At 43.3% G+C, this 15,946-nt stretch carries 17 protein-coding genes; 14 read left to right on the forward strand and 3 right to left on the reverse strand.

The features are described 5' to 3' along the window. Positions 1-58: 58 nt before the first annotated feature. Positions 59-481 (reverse strand): universal stress protein, encoded by a 423-nt coding sequence (locus ACM0P2_RS10585; protein ID WP_159118990.1) that lies wholly within the window; start codon positions 479-481, stop codon positions 59-61. A 192-nt stretch (positions 482-673) separates the two neighbouring features. Between ACM0P2_RS10585 and ACM0P2_RS10590 the strand changes: the two genes are divergently transcribed. Next, complete coding sequence (locus tag ACM0P2_RS10590; RefSeq protein ID WP_373996019.1) at positions 674-1,147, forward strand: c-type cytochrome; 474 nt, start codon at positions 674-676, stop codon at positions 1,145-1,147. A gap of 73 nt (positions 1,148-1,220) precedes the next feature. Here ACM0P2_RS10590 and ACM0P2_RS10595 read toward each other — a convergent pair whose 3' ends face one another. Further along, positions 1,221-2,852 (reverse strand): FMN-binding glutamate synthase family protein, encoded by a 1,632-nt coding sequence (locus ACM0P2_RS10595; RefSeq protein WP_159118992.1) that lies wholly within the window; start codon positions 2,850-2,852, stop codon positions 1,221-1,223. Positions 2,853-3,207: 355 nt separating this feature from the next. On the opposite strand from ACM0P2_RS10595, the gene ACM0P2_RS10600 reads away from it, so the two are divergent. From ACM0P2_RS10600 to bfr (ACM0P2_RS10610), 3 genes are all read left to right on the forward strand, one after another. Next, the gene (locus ACM0P2_RS10600; protein WP_159118994.1) at positions 3,208-4,779 is read left to right on the forward strand and encodes a cation:proton antiporter family protein; all 1,572 of its coding nucleotides are present in this window, start codon (positions 3,208-3,210) and stop codon (positions 4,777-4,779) included. Positions 4,780-4,913: 134 nt separating this feature from the next. Then, on the forward strand, positions 4,914-5,390 hold the full coding sequence (gene bfr / locus ACM0P2_RS10605; protein WP_159118996.1) for a bacterioferritin: 477 nt from the start codon (positions 4,914-4,916) through the stop codon (positions 5,388-5,390). Continuing rightward, positions 5,390-5,857, forward strand: a complete 468-nt coding sequence (gene bfr / locus ACM0P2_RS10610) for a bacterioferritin (protein WP_120959188.1) — start codon at positions 5,390-5,392, stop codon at positions 5,855-5,857. Before bfr (ACM0P2_RS10605) ends, bfr (ACM0P2_RS10610) begins: the two co-directional genes overlap by 1 nt. A 221-nt stretch (positions 5,858-6,078) precedes the next feature. On the opposite strand, the gene ACM0P2_RS10615 is transcribed toward bfr (ACM0P2_RS10610), so the two are convergent. Next, positions 6,079-6,558 carry a hypothetical protein gene (locus tag ACM0P2_RS10615; protein WP_159118998.1) on the reverse strand — a complete coding sequence of 160 codons (480 nt, stop codon included), beginning with the start codon at positions 6,556-6,558 and terminating at the stop codon, positions 6,079-6,081. Between the two features lie 228 nt (positions 6,559-6,786). Here ACM0P2_RS10615 and ccoN point away from each other — a divergent pair, with 228 nt between their 5' ends. From ccoN to uspE, 10 genes are all read left to right on the forward strand, one after another. Further along, entirely contained in the window at positions 6,787-8,220 is a 1,434-nt protein-coding gene (gene ccoN, locus ACM0P2_RS10620) for a cytochrome-c oxidase, cbb3-type subunit I (RefSeq protein ID WP_159119000.1), read from the forward strand. Positions 8,221-8,235: 15 nt separating this feature from the next. Next, a complete protein-coding gene (ccoO, locus tag ACM0P2_RS10625) occupies positions 8,236-8,841 on the forward strand; it encodes a cytochrome-c oxidase, cbb3-type subunit II (RefSeq protein WP_159119002.1) in 606 nt (201 codons plus the stop codon). Position 8,842: 1 nt separating this feature from the next. Beyond that, the gene (locus tag ACM0P2_RS10630; protein WP_012518547.1) at positions 8,843-9,004 is read left to right on the forward strand and encodes a cbb3-type cytochrome oxidase subunit 3; all 162 of its coding nucleotides are present in this window, start codon (positions 8,843-8,845) and stop codon (positions 9,002-9,004) included. Positions 9,005-9,020: 16 nt separating this feature from the next. Next, positions 9,021-9,974 (forward strand): cytochrome-c oxidase, cbb3-type subunit III, encoded by a 954-nt coding sequence (gene ccoP, locus ACM0P2_RS10635; RefSeq protein WP_159119003.1) that lies wholly within the window; start codon positions 9,021-9,023, stop codon positions 9,972-9,974. Between the two features lie 216 nt (positions 9,975-10,190). Further along, complete coding sequence (locus ACM0P2_RS10640) at positions 10,191-10,670, forward strand: FixH family protein (RefSeq protein ID WP_159119005.1); 480 nt, start codon at positions 10,191-10,193, stop codon at positions 10,668-10,670. After that, positions 10,670-13,099, forward strand: a complete 2,430-nt coding sequence (locus tag ACM0P2_RS10645; RefSeq protein WP_419226579.1) for a heavy metal translocating P-type ATPase — start codon at positions 10,670-10,672, stop codon at positions 13,097-13,099. Before ACM0P2_RS10640 ends, ACM0P2_RS10645 begins: the two co-directional genes overlap by 1 nt. Before the next feature lies 1 nt (position 13,100). Further along, positions 13,101-13,331 carry a cbb3-type cytochrome oxidase assembly protein CcoS gene (ccoS, locus tag ACM0P2_RS10650; protein WP_419226580.1) on the forward strand — a complete coding sequence of 77 codons (231 nt, stop codon included), beginning with the start codon at positions 13,101-13,103 and terminating at the stop codon, positions 13,329-13,331. Next, positions 13,318-13,977, forward strand: a complete 660-nt coding sequence (locus ACM0P2_RS10655) for a sulfite exporter TauE/SafE family protein (RefSeq protein ID WP_159119011.1) — start codon at positions 13,318-13,320, stop codon at positions 13,975-13,977. The genes ccoS and ACM0P2_RS10655 overlap by 14 nt, the downstream gene beginning before the upstream one ends. 46 nt (positions 13,978-14,023) lie before the next feature. After that, entirely contained in the window at positions 14,024-14,764 is a 741-nt protein-coding gene (gene fnr / locus ACM0P2_RS10660) for a fumarate/nitrate reduction transcriptional regulator Fnr (RefSeq protein ID WP_173358569.1), read from the forward strand. A gap of 249 nt (positions 14,765-15,013) precedes the next feature. Further along, complete coding sequence (gene uspE, locus ACM0P2_RS10665) at positions 15,014-15,943, forward strand: universal stress protein UspE (protein WP_159119015.1); 930 nt, start codon at positions 15,014-15,016, stop codon at positions 15,941-15,943. The last annotated feature ends 3 nt before the right edge of the window (positions 15,944-15,946 follow it).

The following is a 15,946-nucleotide window of genomic DNA, read 5'->3' on the forward strand; positions in this document are numbered from 1 at the left end:
TCATTACAACTACATGACGGAAAGCATCTTTTGGGTTCGAACAACCTTCCCTTTCTATTTAGACCTTAACTGCAAGCACATCAGTTTTCACTCCGTGTAGTACTGCATTTGCCGTGGAGCCTAATAACAAGCGAAGTCCACTTTGCCCATGAGTGCCCACAACGATAAGGTCAGCATTTATTTTTTCTGCCACATGGTGAATTTCATCGGCGGGCGAACCGATTTCCACATTCACGTGGCTATACGGAATATCGTGCTTTGACGCTACATCTTTTAACTGCCTTAATGCTTGTTCCCTTACTTCTTCTGAAAAATCTCGCTCTAAAAACAATCCATAGGGTTCCATATTTGTTTGGGGGTAAGCAACATAAAGAAGATGAATCTTATGACTATTACCGGCTACAGCAATAGCTTTTTCAACGACCAACTCGTAGTCAGAGTAAACGTCGATCGGTACTAGAATAGTGTCGTAGCTTTGCATGGAGTTTCTCCTTAGTTTCTAATGAGAAAGCATGAAAATTAAGTTATACCTTCACAATAATTACCCCGATAATAATCCTATGAATCTAGTTTAACATTGCGCTAGGTCAATGTTTGTTCTGTTACATAAGCCATACTAATTAGAAAGCAATTTAGGCATATTGAAATATTCAAACATTTACCGGAGAAGTTGATGATGAGAATTACAGCATTACTACTAGCTACGCTCTTGCTTTTTGCCTGCGAACAAGGAGCAAATTCACCAAGAGGATTTAGCCTTCCCGAAGGGAATATGGAACAAGGCTATCAAGTTTTCAAAAAGTATCAGTGTCAAGATTGCCATCGAATAGCTGGAGAAGAAGAGCCGGAAAACGCTCAGTATCTATTGGCAAAACCAATACCGTTGGGCGGTAGCAGTGGTCGAATTAAGACATATGGAGAACTTGTAACCAGTATTATTAATCCGTCTCATAAGCTCACACCTCGTCAACCAGCAAGCTTTACGAGCGAAGACGGCGTATCGTTGATGCGAGTAGTGAACGATGAACTTACGGTATCAGAATTAATAGATTTAGTTGCATATTTACAACCCAAATATAAAGTTACGCCCTACAGAACGAGTGATTACCGTCTCTATCAATTACGCATTCCTGACAAGACAGAATAATTTGTAGTAAAAAAGCCCCACCACTTCCGTTGGGGCTTTAATTCATAACATTCATTAGGTATCGCTAATGTAACTAGGAAACAGCCTTTGTTTCTTTTTCAATCTCGGCCAACAAACTGCAGGGCATGAAACTCTTAGCATTGGCTTCCTGTAGATGGAGTTTAAATCGGTCAGGCACCTCTTCAGTTAAAAAACTACCCGCTTTGACGAGCGGAAAAATTTCATCGTAGCGCGCTACGTGGCATTGATCGACCCTTCTAAAGATGTGGGTTCTGTTTAACTCAGTTGTGCTTATGTGCCCAGTAGAAGAAAGAATATCCATCAACGCAAGAACGGTTTTGTTGTGAAACCGATAAACCCTTTCGTATTTATCTTCGACATTTAGCCCCTTGGCGAGTTTGGGGTCTTGAGTCGCAACACCGGTTGGGCACCTGTTTGTATTGCACGACAGGGATTGTACACAGCCCAGTGCCAGCATCATGCCTCTGGCGCTATTGCATATGTCAGCCCCTAGACTAAGGTTTTTAGCCAACTGAAATGCGGTAATAATCTTGCCCGAGGCAATGATCTTTATTTTATCTCGCAGTCCAAAGCCCGTTAGACAGTCATCAATAAATGCCAGCGCCTCACGAAGGGGAAATCCGATAGAATTTGAATACTCTAGAGGGGCCGCTCCAGTGCCTCCTTCACCACCATCGACGGTAATGAAATCGGGTGTAACCCCCTTCTCTACCATGGCTTTACACATAGCTATAAATTCACTTTTTCTTCCTAAGGCAAGCTTAATACCTATGGGTTTAAAGTTACTGAGTTCTCTTAACTGCGTGATAAAATCAATCATTTCCAATGGCGTTGAAAAAGCTTTGTGTCTGGGCGGTGAATCAACCTGCGTGCCGGGTTCAACCCCCCTTATTTCTGCAATTTCCGGGGTGTTTTTATAGGCTGGCAAGATGCCACCATGCCCAGGCTTTGCTCCTTGACTAAGCTTAATTTCAATCATTTTAACGCTTTCAAGATTGGCTTTTTCTTGAAATAAATCCGCATCAAAGCCGCCATCCTCAGTTCTACAACCGAAATAACCTGTCCCTATTTGCCAGACAATATCGCCGCCATTCTCTAAGTGATAAGGCGTTAAACCTCCCTCACCCGTATTGTGATAAAACCCACCTTTAGCCGCGCCTTTATTGAGCGCGAGAATGGCGTTTTTTGATAAACTCCCGAAACTCATCGCGCTGATATTTAATACACTCGCACTATACGGTTTCTTGCAATGCGGGCCCCCTACCGTTATTCGAGGGTCTTCGTCCATGTCCTCTACTTCTCGTGCAGACAAAGAGTGACCTATCCACTCATATCCATCTTTATAAGTGTCGAGTTGTGTACCGAAAGGTATGGTTTCTCGACTATTTTTCGCACGCTGGTAAACAATTGATCGGTACATTCTTGAAATCGGTGCACCACCGGTGTCTGTTTCGATAATGTATTGCTGTATATAAGGTCTCAGCCCCTCAACAGTCCATCTCACTCGGCCGATTAGTGGAAAGTTTTTGAGGATTGCATGCTTATTCTGAAACGCATCATGTAACCCAAACATTAATAAAGTAATGGAGAGCAGAAGGAACCACCAAACTGGTGCCCACAGTACTCCAATAATCACATTAAAAGCCACAAGTAGTAAGAGTACCGTTAATATAGTAAATCGCATTCAAATTCCTTCTTTAATTCGGCATGTCACAGCACATATTATGCTCACTGCAATCATCAATACACCCAAATAAGCGAACCAGTTTCATATTTGCGTTAATTCACTGAAATATAGCGACAATCTATTATCATAGGACGAATCCAACATGGTTACGCATAACCTTGAAGTGTCGCTTTTTCTGTCTTTTTAGCTGCGAAAACAGATTATTACGTGCTAGTCTAAGGTCAGGATTTAAAACAGAAACATTAAGCTATTTAGCTGGTTTTAAAAACCCTCAAGACATGGTTTGGTGCTAGATATTATAACCTTATCTGAGAATAACGGATTTTACGTTCAACATTTTGAAAGGTAATTCATGGAGTATGCATTTCTTCTCTTCGCATTTGTGTGCGGTTTAACAGTTAAACTCATCGGCATTCCTCCTCTTGTCGGCTATCTCGTTGCCGGTTTTTTGCTTAATTTTGCAGGTTATTCGTTAACCGAAGATTTAACCCAAATCGCTAATTTGGGCATTACAATTATGCTTTTCACTATTGGGTTAAAACTCAATATCAGAGATTTAAGCCGACGGGAGGTTTGGGGTGGCAGTGTAACCCACACACTTGTTTGGGTTGGCATTATTACGTGTTGTGTTTATCTCTTAGGCGCCATTGCAGCAAATTTCGTCGATGGGCTTAGCTGGAAGAGCGCGGCACTTATTGCCTTTGCGTTGAGTTTTAGTAGTACAGTATGCGTTGTCAAAGTTTTAGAGGAAAGCGGTGAAAGCAAAACTCGCCATGGTCGTTTGGCCATTGGTATTTTAGTAATGCAGGATGTGTTCGCAGTTGTCTTTCTTGTGGTAGCAACCGGCAAACTTCCTTCTATATGGTCGTTAGCCTTGCTAGCTTTGTTCCCAGCGATGCCCCTAATTAAAAAGATGTTAAATAAGTCTGGACACGGAGAGTTACTTCCACTCACTGGATTTATTTTGGCGCTAGGTGGCTACCACGTATTTGAACTCGTCAATATAAAGGGTGATTTGGGTGCGCTAATTTTTGGCATTATGCTGGCTCAACACGAAAAAGCATCAGAACTTGCAAAGTCGCTGCTAAGCTTTAAAGACCTTTTATTAATTGGTTTCTTCTTAACCATCGGACTCACCGCGCTACCTGATCTCGGCATGATTACCCTTGCGTTTATTTTCTGTTTATTCATTCCTTTGAAAGCAGCGCTCTTTTTTGGCCTATTTACGTCATTACGGTTGCGCGGAAGAACAGCCTATTTAAGCAGTTTAGTACTATCTAACTACAGCGAGTTTGGGCTTATTGTGGGTGCTTTAGCAGTGTCATTAGGGCTAATCGCAAATACATGGTTGGTCGTAATTGCTCTTGCTGTTTCTATCTCGTTCGTTATTACCAGTGTGCTCTATCGAAATTCCCATTCTCAATACCACAGTTACAAACACGTGATAAAACGTTTTGAGAAGGAAGAGCGTTTAAAAGAAGACGTCTATCCAACATTAAATAACGCAGAGTTTTTAGTTTTGGGCATGGGACGAGTTGGGCGAGGAGCGTTTAATGCGTTGTCAAAACTAAGCGACGTTAATGTATGGGGGATGGATGCTGACAGACAGAAAATAAAAGAAATGTCGTCTGAAGGATATAATGTAATTTGTGGTGATGGCGAAGACGTAGACTTATGGGACAACCTAGATTTAAAGTACGTTCAGTTAGTGTTGCTGGCACTGCCTTCTATCCAAGACTCCATCAACATTACTCGTCAGCTCAAAAATGCTGGGTATACCGGTAAAGTTGCGGCCATTGCCCGCTATGAAGATGAAGTGTCACACCTGCTAGAGAACGGCGTTGATAAAGTGTTTAATTTCTTTACCGAAGCAGGACTTGGTTTTGCTGAAGAAAGTTTAGCTTATGCCCAAACGCAACAGTAATGCGGTTCTAAATGCGAACAATGGATGAATTGAGAAACGTTATCGTTTGTAAATATATGTTTTAAATAGGTTTTTTTGACAAAGCGCTAAAATGAGACTACACTTCACGCAAATAGGTTAAAAGGGTTTTCACAATGCAAGGTGATAAACAAGTCGTTGCAAAATTGAACGAAGTACTAACAAGCGAACTTACTTCGATAAATCAATACTTTCTGCACGCACGTATGTTCAAAAATTGGGGTTTTTCAGAACTCAACGAAAAGAACTATAAGAAATCCATTAAGGATATGAAGCAGGCCGACGATCTTATCGAACGTATTCTCTTTCTAGAAGGTCTGCCTAACCTACAAGCACTGGGCAAGCTTTACATCGGTGAAGACACCGCTGAAATGCTATCTTGCGACGCACGTTTTCAAAAAGAGCAGCTTCCTCTCCTTCGTGACGCTATCGCGCTGTGCGAGGAAAAACAAGATTATGTGTCTCGGGATCTTCTTGAAGGTCTGCTTGAATACGAAGAAGAGCATTTAGACTGGATTGAGACTCAAGAATACCAAATTGATGCGATGGGTATTGAAAATTATCTACAAGCGCAAGTAATGGGAGATGACTAATGAAAGGTAACCAAGCAATCATCGATGGCTTAAATGAACTACTCTCTTATGAGTTAGCCGCCATGGATCAGTACTTCATTCACTCTCAGATGTATCTTGATTGGGGCTTAAACAAGCTTTATGAGCGTATCGACCACGAATTTGACGATGAACGTGGGCACGCAACCAAGCTAATTGAGCGTATGCTGTTTTTAGAAGGTACGCCTGACATGACGAAGCGTACTGGTTTCAAAGTGGGTAAAGATGTACCTGAGATGCTTGAAAGCGATTTACGGGTTGAATATGAAGTAGATGCGAAGTTGCGCGAAGTAATTGCACTTTGCGAAACCGAGAAAGACTATGTAACCCGCGACATGCTTATCGTGCTATTAGACGATACAGAAATGGATCATGCCCATTGGCTAGAGCAGCAATTGGGTCTTATTAAACGCTTGGGCTTACCAAACTACTTGCAATCACAAATGTAGGTAGTGCGCTAGCATTAATAAAATATAACGGCTGCCATATCGGTGGCCGTTTTTATTACCATTCTATTCACTCATCATTACTGCGTATTATTGTTTTGTTTCTTTAACTGCTGACGCGTTTAATGTGAATTGACTTACACTAGAACTGGTTTGCTCGCCATTTGTTATCTCTGCCAAATTCTTGCTCAATATCGGGTTCTCAAAAATGTGTCTGATAACCGTTAATATTGCGTAACAAAGTATAGGTAGTTTGGACTTTCCTTATCTTTAATGTTGAGCCGCAATTGCCATTTCATTATCGGTTCGCTGCACCCTCCCAACATAAACCAACCAGACCACACGCCATCAGTATTATTATCTAGTAATACGGGTATCTTACCCATATACATGTTTACCCCTTCAATCCAGGCACTCTCGATTTCCTGATTTTCAGGAATTAAAATTTTTAACGTTACCGACTCTTCAGGTTCAGGCATGGTTGAAAATGTGGCAATGGCCAACTCGCCATCAATTAAGAATTCGCAAGTTTCGTTGACAAAGTTGCAGCTGTTTCCTATTCCATTAATAACGACGTTCTCGTTCAACGCTGATGATTGAAATTCATGCGCGAGATAAACACACACTGCTACTACGATGATGGCGACCAACGGCAGTTGAGAATGTAAATGTTTTGATCGTTTATTGTTATGATTATTTAGCATTTCTTAAATTTTGTATATTTCTTCATTGACGGAGATCAAGCTTAGGTAGTTTATGGTATCTTTTTGTAATTAAAAACCTTATCATCCGCGTACCAACTGGCTTGGAGACAATAATTATTACTCTTTCCGAGCTCGGTGTGAAGCGTTATTCCTTGCTGATACACGTCTCGACCGCACTATTCCGGCAGTTGGAGACCATAGTTCATTTGAAGTGGAAGATTCATTAAAATGAGTGAAATAAGCCAAGCACAACCTGACTACAATTATAAAGTAGTTAGGCAATTTACCATCATGACCATAGTCTGGGGTATTGTAGGTATGGGCCTAGGGGTATTTATTGCCGCGCAACTATTTGCACCTATGCTTAACTTCGATACACCATGGCTAACATTCTCACGTTTGCGCCCGTTGCACACTAATGCCGTTATATTTGCCTTCGGCGGCTGTGCGCTATTTGCAACGTCGTACTACATCGTTCAGCGTACCTGCCAGGTAAGACTGTTCAGTGACAAGCTTGCCGCGTTTACCTTTTGGGGTTGGCAGGCCGTAATCGTTTTAGCTGTTATTACTCTGCCTATGGGTTTAACTAGCACAAAAGAATACGCTGAACTAGAATGGCCAATAGATATCCTATTGGCACTGGTTTGGGTCGCTTATATCATCAACTTCTTCGGAACCCTAGTAATCCGTAAAGTGTCGCACATTTATGTAGCGAACTGGTTCTTAGGTGCGTTCATGCTAACTGTTGCAGTTCTTCATATTGGTAACAGCATGGCTATTCCGGTGTCTTTCACTAAATCGTATTCACTGTATGCAGGCGCCGTAGATGCGATGATGCAGTGGTGGTACGGCCATAACGCGGTAGGTTTCTTCCTGACTGCGGGTTTCCTTGGTATGATGTATTACTTCGTGCCTAAGCAAGCTGGTCGCCCGGTGTATTCATACAGACTTTCAATTGTTCACTTTTGGGCACTTATTTCTCTGTATATCTGGGCTGGTCCACACCACCTTCACTACACTGCCCTACCAGACTGGACTCAGTCACTCGGTATGGTGATGTCTATTATCTTATTCGTTCCATCTTGGGGTGGTATGATTAACGGTATCATGACGCTATCCGGCGCGTGGCATAAGCTTCGCACTGACCCAGTACTGCGTTTCCTAATTGTTTCATTGTCTTTCTACGGTATGTCTACCTTCGAAGGTCCAATGATGGCAATTAAAACCGTTAACGCTTTATCTCACTACACTGACTGGACAATTGGTCACGTACACTCTGGTGCACTAGGTTGGGTTGCAATGGTTTCAATTGGTTCAATTTACCACTTAATTCCAGTGCTATTCGGTCAGCGTGCAATGTACAGCACCAAGCTAGTTAACGTGCATTTCTGGTTAGCAACTATCGGTGTTGTTCTTTACATCGTAGCAATGTGGATGTCTGGTGTACTTCAGGGTCTAATGTGGCGTGCAGTAAATGCTGACGGTACGTTAACCTATAGCTTTGTTGAGTCATTAGAAGCGTCTAAGCCGTTCTACGTGGTTCGTTTCATTGGTGGTTGTTTCGTGGTAACGGGTATGCTTGTTATGGCATACAACACATGGAAAACCGTTCGTGCACCTAAAGGCAGTATCGCTGCAGATCCAGCGACTCAGCCAGCGTAGTAAAGGAGACGAATAATGAAAAACGCACATGAGTTAATTGAAAAGAACGTCGGTCTGTTAACGGTATTAATTCTTATCGCTATCAGCTTTGGTGCCATGGTGCAAATTACGCCGTTGATGTTTCAACAGCAAACCATGGAACCGGTAACAGGCTTACGTCCATATACCGCGCTTGAGCTTGAAGGCCGTGACATTTACATCCGTGAAGGTTGTGTAGGTTGTCACAGCCAGATGATTCGTCCATTCCGCGCAGAAACTGAACGTTATGGTCACTACAGCGTTGCTGGTGAGTCAGTATGGGAACACCCTTTCCTTTGGGGTTCTAAGCGTACTGGGCCTGACTTAGCACGTGTTGGTGGTCGTTACAGTGATGAATGGCACCGAGTTCACCTGCTTAATCCTCGTAACGTTGTACCAGAGTCGAATATGCCAGGGTTTCCTTGGCTTGCGGAAAACACGCTAAATGGCGAGTTAACAGCTAAAAAAATGGAAGTATTCCGTGGCTTTGGCGTTCCGTATACCGACGAAGATATCGCGGGTGCGAAAGCGGCAGTACAGGGTAAAACGGAAATGCAGGCCCTTATTGCTTACCTTCAGTCTCTTGGCACACATTTGAAATAATATGGATCAAGGAATTGTAGGCAGCATTTTTACTGTCATCGTCTTTGTAAGCTTCATCGGTGTTGTGTGGTGGGCGTTTAGCGGCCGCAACAAGAAGAAATTCGATGAAGCTGCAAACTTACCGTTTGCAGACGAAGAAAAAGAAAAATCAAAAGAAGATTAGCAGGAGTCTCGAACTCATGAGTATGTTTTGGACAATTTGGATTTCAGTGATAACCCTAGGGTTGATCATTGGTTGCTACTTCCTTCTGCGCTGGTGCCTGTCTAACAAGACCGGCGTAGCTGAAGGCGAGTCAATGGGGCACGAATTTGATGGTATTGAGGAGTTGAACAACCAACTTCCTCGCTGGTGGACAATTATGTTCTACATGACCATCGTTTGGGGCTTTTTATATCTAGCGCTTTATCCTGGCCTAGGTGCGTATGAAGGTATTTTGGGCTGGAAGAGCTCTAACCAAAATATTCAATCGCTAGAAGAGTCTGTTCAAGCGCGTATTGACGCTAAAGAGCAAGGCTACTTGGTTGAGTATGACCGTGAACTAGATTTCGCTGCCGAGAAGTTCGATCCGATCTTTGAAGCGTATGCACAAGTTCCTGTTGAAGAACTGGCGAAAGACCCAGAAGCAAATAAAGTAGGTCAGCGTTTGTTCCTACAAAATTGCTCTCAGTGTCACGGTTCTGATGCACGTGGTCAAAATGGCGGCTTCCCTAACCTAACGGACAACGACTGGTTGTACGGTGGTTCAGGTGCGAAAATCGTTGAAACCCTTACGCTTGGTCGTAAGGCAGCAATGCCAGCATGGCTTGATGCGATGGGTGAAGACGGTATCGAAGAAGTGGTTAACTACGTACTTAGCCTAAGCGGTCGCGATGTGGACCCTCAGCTTGCAGAAGCGGGTAAAGCGCGTTTCGCAGCATGTGCGGCATGTCATGGTATGGATGGTAAAGGTAACCAAATGCTTGGGGCACCAAACCTTACCGATAATATCTGGCTTTACGGCGGCAGCCACAGAGCAGTTACAGAAACGCTTACTTATGGTCGTAACGGTGTAATGCCTTCATTCAAGAAAACCTTGGGTGAAGACAAAATTCACGTTGTTGCAGCGTACGTTTACAGCCTTTCAAATGATTAATGATTTAAATCATTAAATATCTTAGAAAGCCTCGTTACTACGAGGCTTTTTTTATGAGAAAATACAGCGATATACAAAGTGCTGTAGCGAGTAAAATTCAGACACTTTTATCTAATATTACTGACACTCTATTTGTGGGTACTACCTAACAGTGAAGCGTTTTAGGCAGTATTTATAAATATGTTGTTAGCGAATTAATCAAGAGTAAAAATTCTAATGAATAGACCCTGGTATAAAGAGTTCTGGCCTTGGTTCTTAATTGCCGTTCCAGTTATTACCCTGATCATGGGCGGTGTGTTGCTCAATCTTGCAATATCTACAGAAGATAGTCTGGTAATCGACGACTATTACAAAGAAGGTAAAGCAATCAACGCAAGTCTAGACAAAGAAGCCGTTGCAAAGCGTTTAAACATAACGTCGGACTTAACTATTACAGATGGCAGCATTGCCCTTGAATTTCACTCAGGTATTCCACAAGACGGAAACGCCGTTAAACTCAGTTTTTATCACGTGACGCTGGAAGATCGTGACGTAAGCGTATTGCTAAGCCGTGATGCCAACGGAATTTATCGCGGTTTTGTAGAAGAAAGTTTAGATGGTAAATGGCGAGTGTCGCTAACGCCAATTGACGAAAGTTGGAAAATTCAAAACACGATCTACCTTCCCCATGAGGGAAAAATAAAATTTAATCCGTAATGGCAGAGCACGATTGTTACCATTGTGGCTTGCCCATAGCGAACCACGACGAGGATAAGTTTAAAACGGTTATTTTAGGTCAGCAGCGCGACATGTGTTGCCCGGGCTGTTTAGCAGTGGCCGAAGCTATCGTATCGAATGGCCTTGAAGACTATTATCAGTTCAGAACTGAACCTGCTAAAAAGTCTGACGACGGCATTTTAGAAACCATCGATAAACTTAAGGTGTATGACGACCCCTCCCTGCAGGAGGAATTTGTTTTCGATGAAGGTCAAGATAAGCAGATACAGTTGACCCTTGAAGGTATTACTTGTGCGGCCTGTGGTTGGTTAATTGAAAAACAACTTTCGAAAGTAGAAGGCATAAAGCAAGTTGCGGTCAACGTTCAAGAGCGTCGCGCGCTAGTTACTTGGTCGCCACTGCAAATAAAGCTTAGCCAAATTCTTTCTACGCTGAAAAGAATAGGCTATGTAGGCTCGCCGTTTCATCCTGATGAACACGAGGCCAGCTATAAACGTGAGCAAAAAACCTTTCTGAAAAAGCTAGGGCTAGCGGGCATCATGACCATGCAGGTCATGATGTTAATGACAGGTCTCTACTTTGACTGGTTTGGTGCCATTGAGTTAGAAACCAGACAATATTTTTACTGGGTTGCGCTGACGCTAACAACCCCTGTTGTACTGTATTCTGGCAGCACTTTTTATATTGGAGCTGCCAAAGCGTTAAGCGCAAAAACGGTTAATATGGACGTTCCGGTTACGCTCGCCATTTTCGGTACTTACATTGCCGGAATACGCTCTACGGTTCTTGAACAAGGCGAAGTGTATTTTGAGTCTATCTGTATGTTCATTTTCCTGCTGTTACTCAGCCGGTTTTTGGAACATCGTAGCAGGCATCGCGCTGCGCAGATCTCCGCTAACATGATGCAATATGTCCCGGTTTCAGCCACGAAGTTAATGTCAGATGGCAGCGTTACCGAATGTCTAGCAAAACAACTACGAATAAACGACGTAGTACTGGTTAAACCCGGAGAGACAATTCCTATCGATGGCGTAGTAACCGAAGGTCATGCATCGGTTGACGAATCTATGCTTACCGGCGAGTTTAACCCCGTACGCAAAGAGAACAATAGCGTTGTTTACGGGGGTACGGTATGTCAAGACGGCAGCCTATCCATTATCGTAACCCAAACCCTCAAAAACGCACTGGTAAACCAAATTGTCAAGCTCCAAGCAAGTGCAATGGCTAGCAAGCCAAAAGCTGCGCAAATAGCGGATAATTTTTCTCGATACTTCGTTACCGCCGTGCTGATGATCTCAGCGTTAACCTATGGATTTTGGTCGTACCAAGGTAGCGACGATGCCTTTTGGATAACCATATCAGTGCTCGTTGCAACCTGCCCTTGCGCACTAGGTTTAGCCACACCATCAGCACTCACCTGTGCTATGGCAAAACTGAACAAGCAAGGTATTTTGCTTAAACGCGCCGATGCCTTAGAGCAAATTACGGGCATTGATACCATTGCACTAGATAAAACAGGCACACTCACGCAAGGCAAATTCACCATTTCAAATGCTTGGTATGCTGACGGCGTAGATAGTGACACGGCACTCTCTATCGCACGCGCGCTCGAGTCGCGCTCTGAGCATCCCATAGCGAAAGCATTCACAGAGAATAATACCCTTGGCGATGATAGCGCATCCGATTACACCGTTTATAAGGTAGTCAATTTTACTGTAGCGCCCGGAGGCGGAATATGTGGCGAAATCAATGACACCATGTTTTCAATGGGCTCTGCTGCGTTTTGCGTTCACGAGTCACAGCAAGAATTCATTGAAGACTACCCTTCAGCTAACGTCTATCTCACTGTTAAAGGCCGTATTATGGCAGCGTTTGAAGTGCGAGATACGCTTCGTGCTGATACGCAAGAAACCCTCGATATCTTGGCAAAAAGCCATAGGCTTACAGTCTTAAGCGGCGATACACAAAAAAACGTGGACTCACTAACTGCGTCATTGCCAATCGAAACAGCCAAAGGTGGGCTTACACCAGAACTTAAATACGAAGCTGTTCAAGCTATGCAGCAAGCGGGAGCCAAAGTAATGATGATGGGGGACGGTATCAACGATGCACCTGTTCTTGCCAGTGCAGACGTGGCAATAGCGGTTGGCAATGCTACCGATGTTGCTAAGACAGCAGCAGATGTTATTTTGCTTGGCGATCAACTTTTATCTGTTCCAACGCTTATAAGCACTTCTCACCAAGTGAAGAAGAAAATAAGACAGAACATAGGCTGGTCTGTAGGATACAACGTTTTGATTCTGCCCTTCGCCGTGTCTGGGCTACTTTCGCCGTGGATGGCTGTTGTAGGTATGTCGTTAAGCAGTATTATTGTCGTTACAAACTCAACGCGACTTTTGAGCAAATAGCATGAGCATTATTTACGTATTAATTCCAATCGCCATCATTATTGTTGCTGTCGCTATTGTAATTTTCTTTTGGGCGGTAAAGACCAATCAGTTTGAGGATTTAGACCGACAAGGCTACAGCATTCTTTTCGATGATGATTTGTCACCTGAAGAAAAAAAATTAGCAGAACAGCGCAAGCAGCTTCAAGAGAGCAAGGCAATCAAGAACAAAGAAGATAATGGACGGGATTAACTACTTCTCTGCTTTTCTTATCGGCTTGGCGGGCGGTGTTCATTGTGTGGGAATGTGTGGAGGGATCGTTGCGGCGCTCAGAATGGTCTCGCCAAAAGGCTCATCCGCTGTACCCTATACACTCGCTTACAACATGGGCCGGATTGCCAGCTATACGATTGCCGGTGCAATCACTGGCGCATTAGGAAAAATTGCGTCAGATTTCGTTCCCCTTGCCAGCTATGTCCTATCTCTTTTTAGCGGTGTTATGTTGCTTTTACTCGCTTGTTATTTAGGGAAATGGTGGACAGGCCTAACCCTTTTGGAAAGCGCAGGTAAAGGTCTATTTTCCAAACTTCAGCCTCTCTCTAAGCGGTTTTTACCGTTCAAAACCCCATTTAGCGCAATACCTTATGGCTTTATTTGGGGTTGGTTACCCTGCGGGCTTGTGTATTCAACCCTAACCTGGTCATTGGCCGCAGGCAACGCGTTACAAGGCGCGGGTATTATGTTTTTCTTTGGGTTGGGAACCTTACCCACCCTGCTTGCCGCCAGCGCAGGTAGTCAATATCTAGTGAGTACTTTTCAGCAAAGCGGCGTAAGGCAACTTATTGCAAGTATAATGGCTATCTATGCTATTTATCTTATTCAGGGCGCAATCCTATAAAAAAATAGGTATTATTGTCGTGTATAAATTATAAAGAGCAGGTTTTATGAGCAAAGGAAGCCAATTTTCAATCCACTGTCAGAACTGTAGTTTCAGCCATCTCTGTCTGCCTGTTGCATTAAACAAGACAGAAATTGAGTCTTTAGACGACATCATTGAGCGTAAAAAACCGCTGCATAAAGGCGATACGCTTATTCAAACTGGCGATACATTTCGTTCGCTCTTTGCCGTAAGAACCGGTTCTTTCAAGTCGTTCGTTACCAACTCTGAAGGTGAGGAGCAAATTACAGGTTTTCATTTTCCCGGCGACATTATCGGCTTCGATGCGCTGCGCGAAAATAAGCACCAGAGCTACACTTCTGCATTAGAAACAGCGATGGTCTGTGAACTTCCCTATGAAATGTTAGATGAAATGTCGGTTCAGTTTCCGAAACTGCGCCATCAGATAATGAGCTTCATGAGTGCAGAGATAAAGCAGGATCACGACATGATCATGCTTCTCAATAAACGAACAGCAGAAGAACGCTTACTCTATTTTATCTCCCACCTATCGCAAAGATTTGAGGAGCGAGGCTTTTCTCATCGTGAGTTTCATTTAACGATGACACGAAATGAGATTGGCAATTACCTCGGTTTAACGATAGAAACCATAAGCCGCCTGTTAAGTCGTTTCCAAAAAGAAAACATTATAAAGGTAGATGGCAAACTCATTACCATTCTAGATTTTGCACTGTTAGAAAATAAACTGTCTGCCCTTAACGGACCAAGTGTTGTATGTAGCGGCTAGGTTGTCTCTTCGTTTAAATTGTTTAAGAACGCGCGCAAAGCGCGTTTTTTATTACCTTTATTTTTTATTGTCCCAAGCACCCATAAATCGCCACACTAAAAATGCCTAAGAGAAATGCCTGAGAGAGTTGTAAAATTCTTGACCCAAAACAACACGTTTTTTCAAATGTCGTTTATAGTTAGTGAAGATGGACTAGAAAAATAGCTTTATTTATCGTCACATCAAGCTGTGTGCTTACTGGAGGGTGTTATGATTGAATATAAACGAATTCTTGCCGTGGTAGATGCTGAACGGGACAACCAACCTGCTTTAAGTCGAGCCTATGAACTCGCGTCGAAAACAGGTGCAACAGTGACCGCAATGATGGTGGTCTACGATCTATCTTATGATATGACCACCATGCTAAGCCCAGATGAGCGCGAAGCCATGCGCGATGCAGTAACTAAAGAGCAAGGCAAGTGGCTTTCTGAGCAACTTAGGAAACAAGGCTTTGCTGATACCGATATTGTAGTTGAGTGGAACAACCGTGCTTTTGAGTCAATTATTTACTACACGCTTAACAACCAAATTGATCTAGTGGTAAAAGCGACAAAGAACCACGATGATTTAGCCTCTGTCATTTTCACACCAACAGACTGGCATTTAATGCGTAAGTGCCCTCGCCCAGTGTTATTGGTTAAAGAGCATGATTGGCCAGAAGGTGGTGAGATCATCGCAGCCGTAAACGTAGGAAGTGAAGACGACGAACATGCTGCGCTTAATGACAAGCTTACAATTATTGCAAACGATTATGCGGCCTTATTGAAAGGAAATGTGAATTTAGTCAACAGCTATCCTTCTACTCCACTAAACATTGCGATAGAAGTTCCGGAGTTCGACCCCGATACCTATCATGATGCGGTTAAAAATCACCATCAATCCGAAATGCGTCGCCATGCTCAACAATATGGCATTTCCGAAGAGAAATGCATTGTAAAAGAAGGTTTGCCCGAAAAAGTTATTCCCCACGTAGCCAAAACCATCGACGCTGAACTTGTTATCATCGGAACTGTAGGCCGCGTGGGCATTTCAGCCGCGCTTATCGGAAATACAGCAGAGCATGTGATCGACGAACTTAACTGTGACGTTTTGGCTATTAAGCCAGATGGCTTTGTTCCACCGCTTAAGGTACAAAATTAACGA

The sequence above is a fragment of the Alteromonas sp. OM2203 genome, from assembly GCF_048517045.1.
In the GTDB taxonomy this organism is placed as follows: domain Bacteria; phylum Pseudomonadota; class Gammaproteobacteria; order Enterobacterales; family Alteromonadaceae; genus Alteromonas; species Alteromonas gracilis.

Coding starts and splice junctions, on each gene's coding strand:
- ACM0P2_RS10585 (WP_159118990.1), bottom strand. CDS start 481: ATGCAAAGCTACGACACTATTCTAGTACCGATCGACGTTTACTCTGAC.
- ACM0P2_RS10590 (WP_373996019.1), top strand. CDS start 674: ATGATGAGAATTACAGCATTACTACTAGCTACGCTCTTGCTTTTTGCC.
- ACM0P2_RS10595 (WP_159118992.1), bottom strand. CDS start 2,852: ATGCGATTTACTATATTAACGGTACTCTTACTACTTGTGGCTTTTAAT.
- ACM0P2_RS10600 (WP_159118994.1), top strand. CDS start 3,208: ATGGAGTATGCATTTCTTCTCTTCGCATTTGTGTGCGGTTTAACAGTT.
- bfr (WP_159118996.1), top strand. CDS start 4,914: ATGCAAGGTGATAAACAAGTCGTTGCAAAATTGAACGAAGTACTAACA.
- bfr (WP_120959188.1), top strand. CDS start 5,390: ATGAAAGGTAACCAAGCAATCATCGATGGCTTAAATGAACTACTCTCT.
- ACM0P2_RS10615 (WP_159118998.1), bottom strand. CDS start 6,558: ATGCTAAATAATCATAACAATAAACGATCAAAACATTTACATTCTCAA.
- ccoN (WP_159119000.1), top strand. CDS start 6,787: ATGAGTGAAATAAGCCAAGCACAACCTGACTACAATTATAAAGTAGTT.
- ccoO (WP_159119002.1), top strand. CDS start 8,236: ATGAAAAACGCACATGAGTTAATTGAAAAGAACGTCGGTCTGTTAACG.
- ACM0P2_RS10630 (WP_012518547.1), top strand. CDS start 8,843: ATGGATCAAGGAATTGTAGGCAGCATTTTTACTGTCATCGTCTTTGTA.
- ccoP (WP_159119003.1), top strand. CDS start 9,021: ATGAGTATGTTTTGGACAATTTGGATTTCAGTGATAACCCTAGGGTTG.
- ACM0P2_RS10640 (WP_159119005.1), top strand. CDS start 10,191: ATGAATAGACCCTGGTATAAAGAGTTCTGGCCTTGGTTCTTAATTGCC.
- ACM0P2_RS10645 (WP_419226579.1), top strand. CDS start 10,670: ATGGCAGAGCACGATTGTTACCATTGTGGCTTGCCCATAGCGAACCAC.
- ccoS (WP_419226580.1), top strand. CDS start 13,101: ATGAGCATTATTTACGTATTAATTCCAATCGCCATCATTATTGTTGCT.
- ACM0P2_RS10655 (WP_159119011.1), top strand. CDS start 13,318: ATGGACGGGATTAACTACTTCTCTGCTTTTCTTATCGGCTTGGCGGGC.
- fnr (WP_173358569.1), top strand. CDS start 14,024: ATGAGCAAAGGAAGCCAATTTTCAATCCACTGTCAGAACTGTAGTTTC.
- uspE (WP_159119015.1), top strand. CDS start 15,014: ATGATTGAATATAAACGAATTCTTGCCGTGGTAGATGCTGAACGGGAC.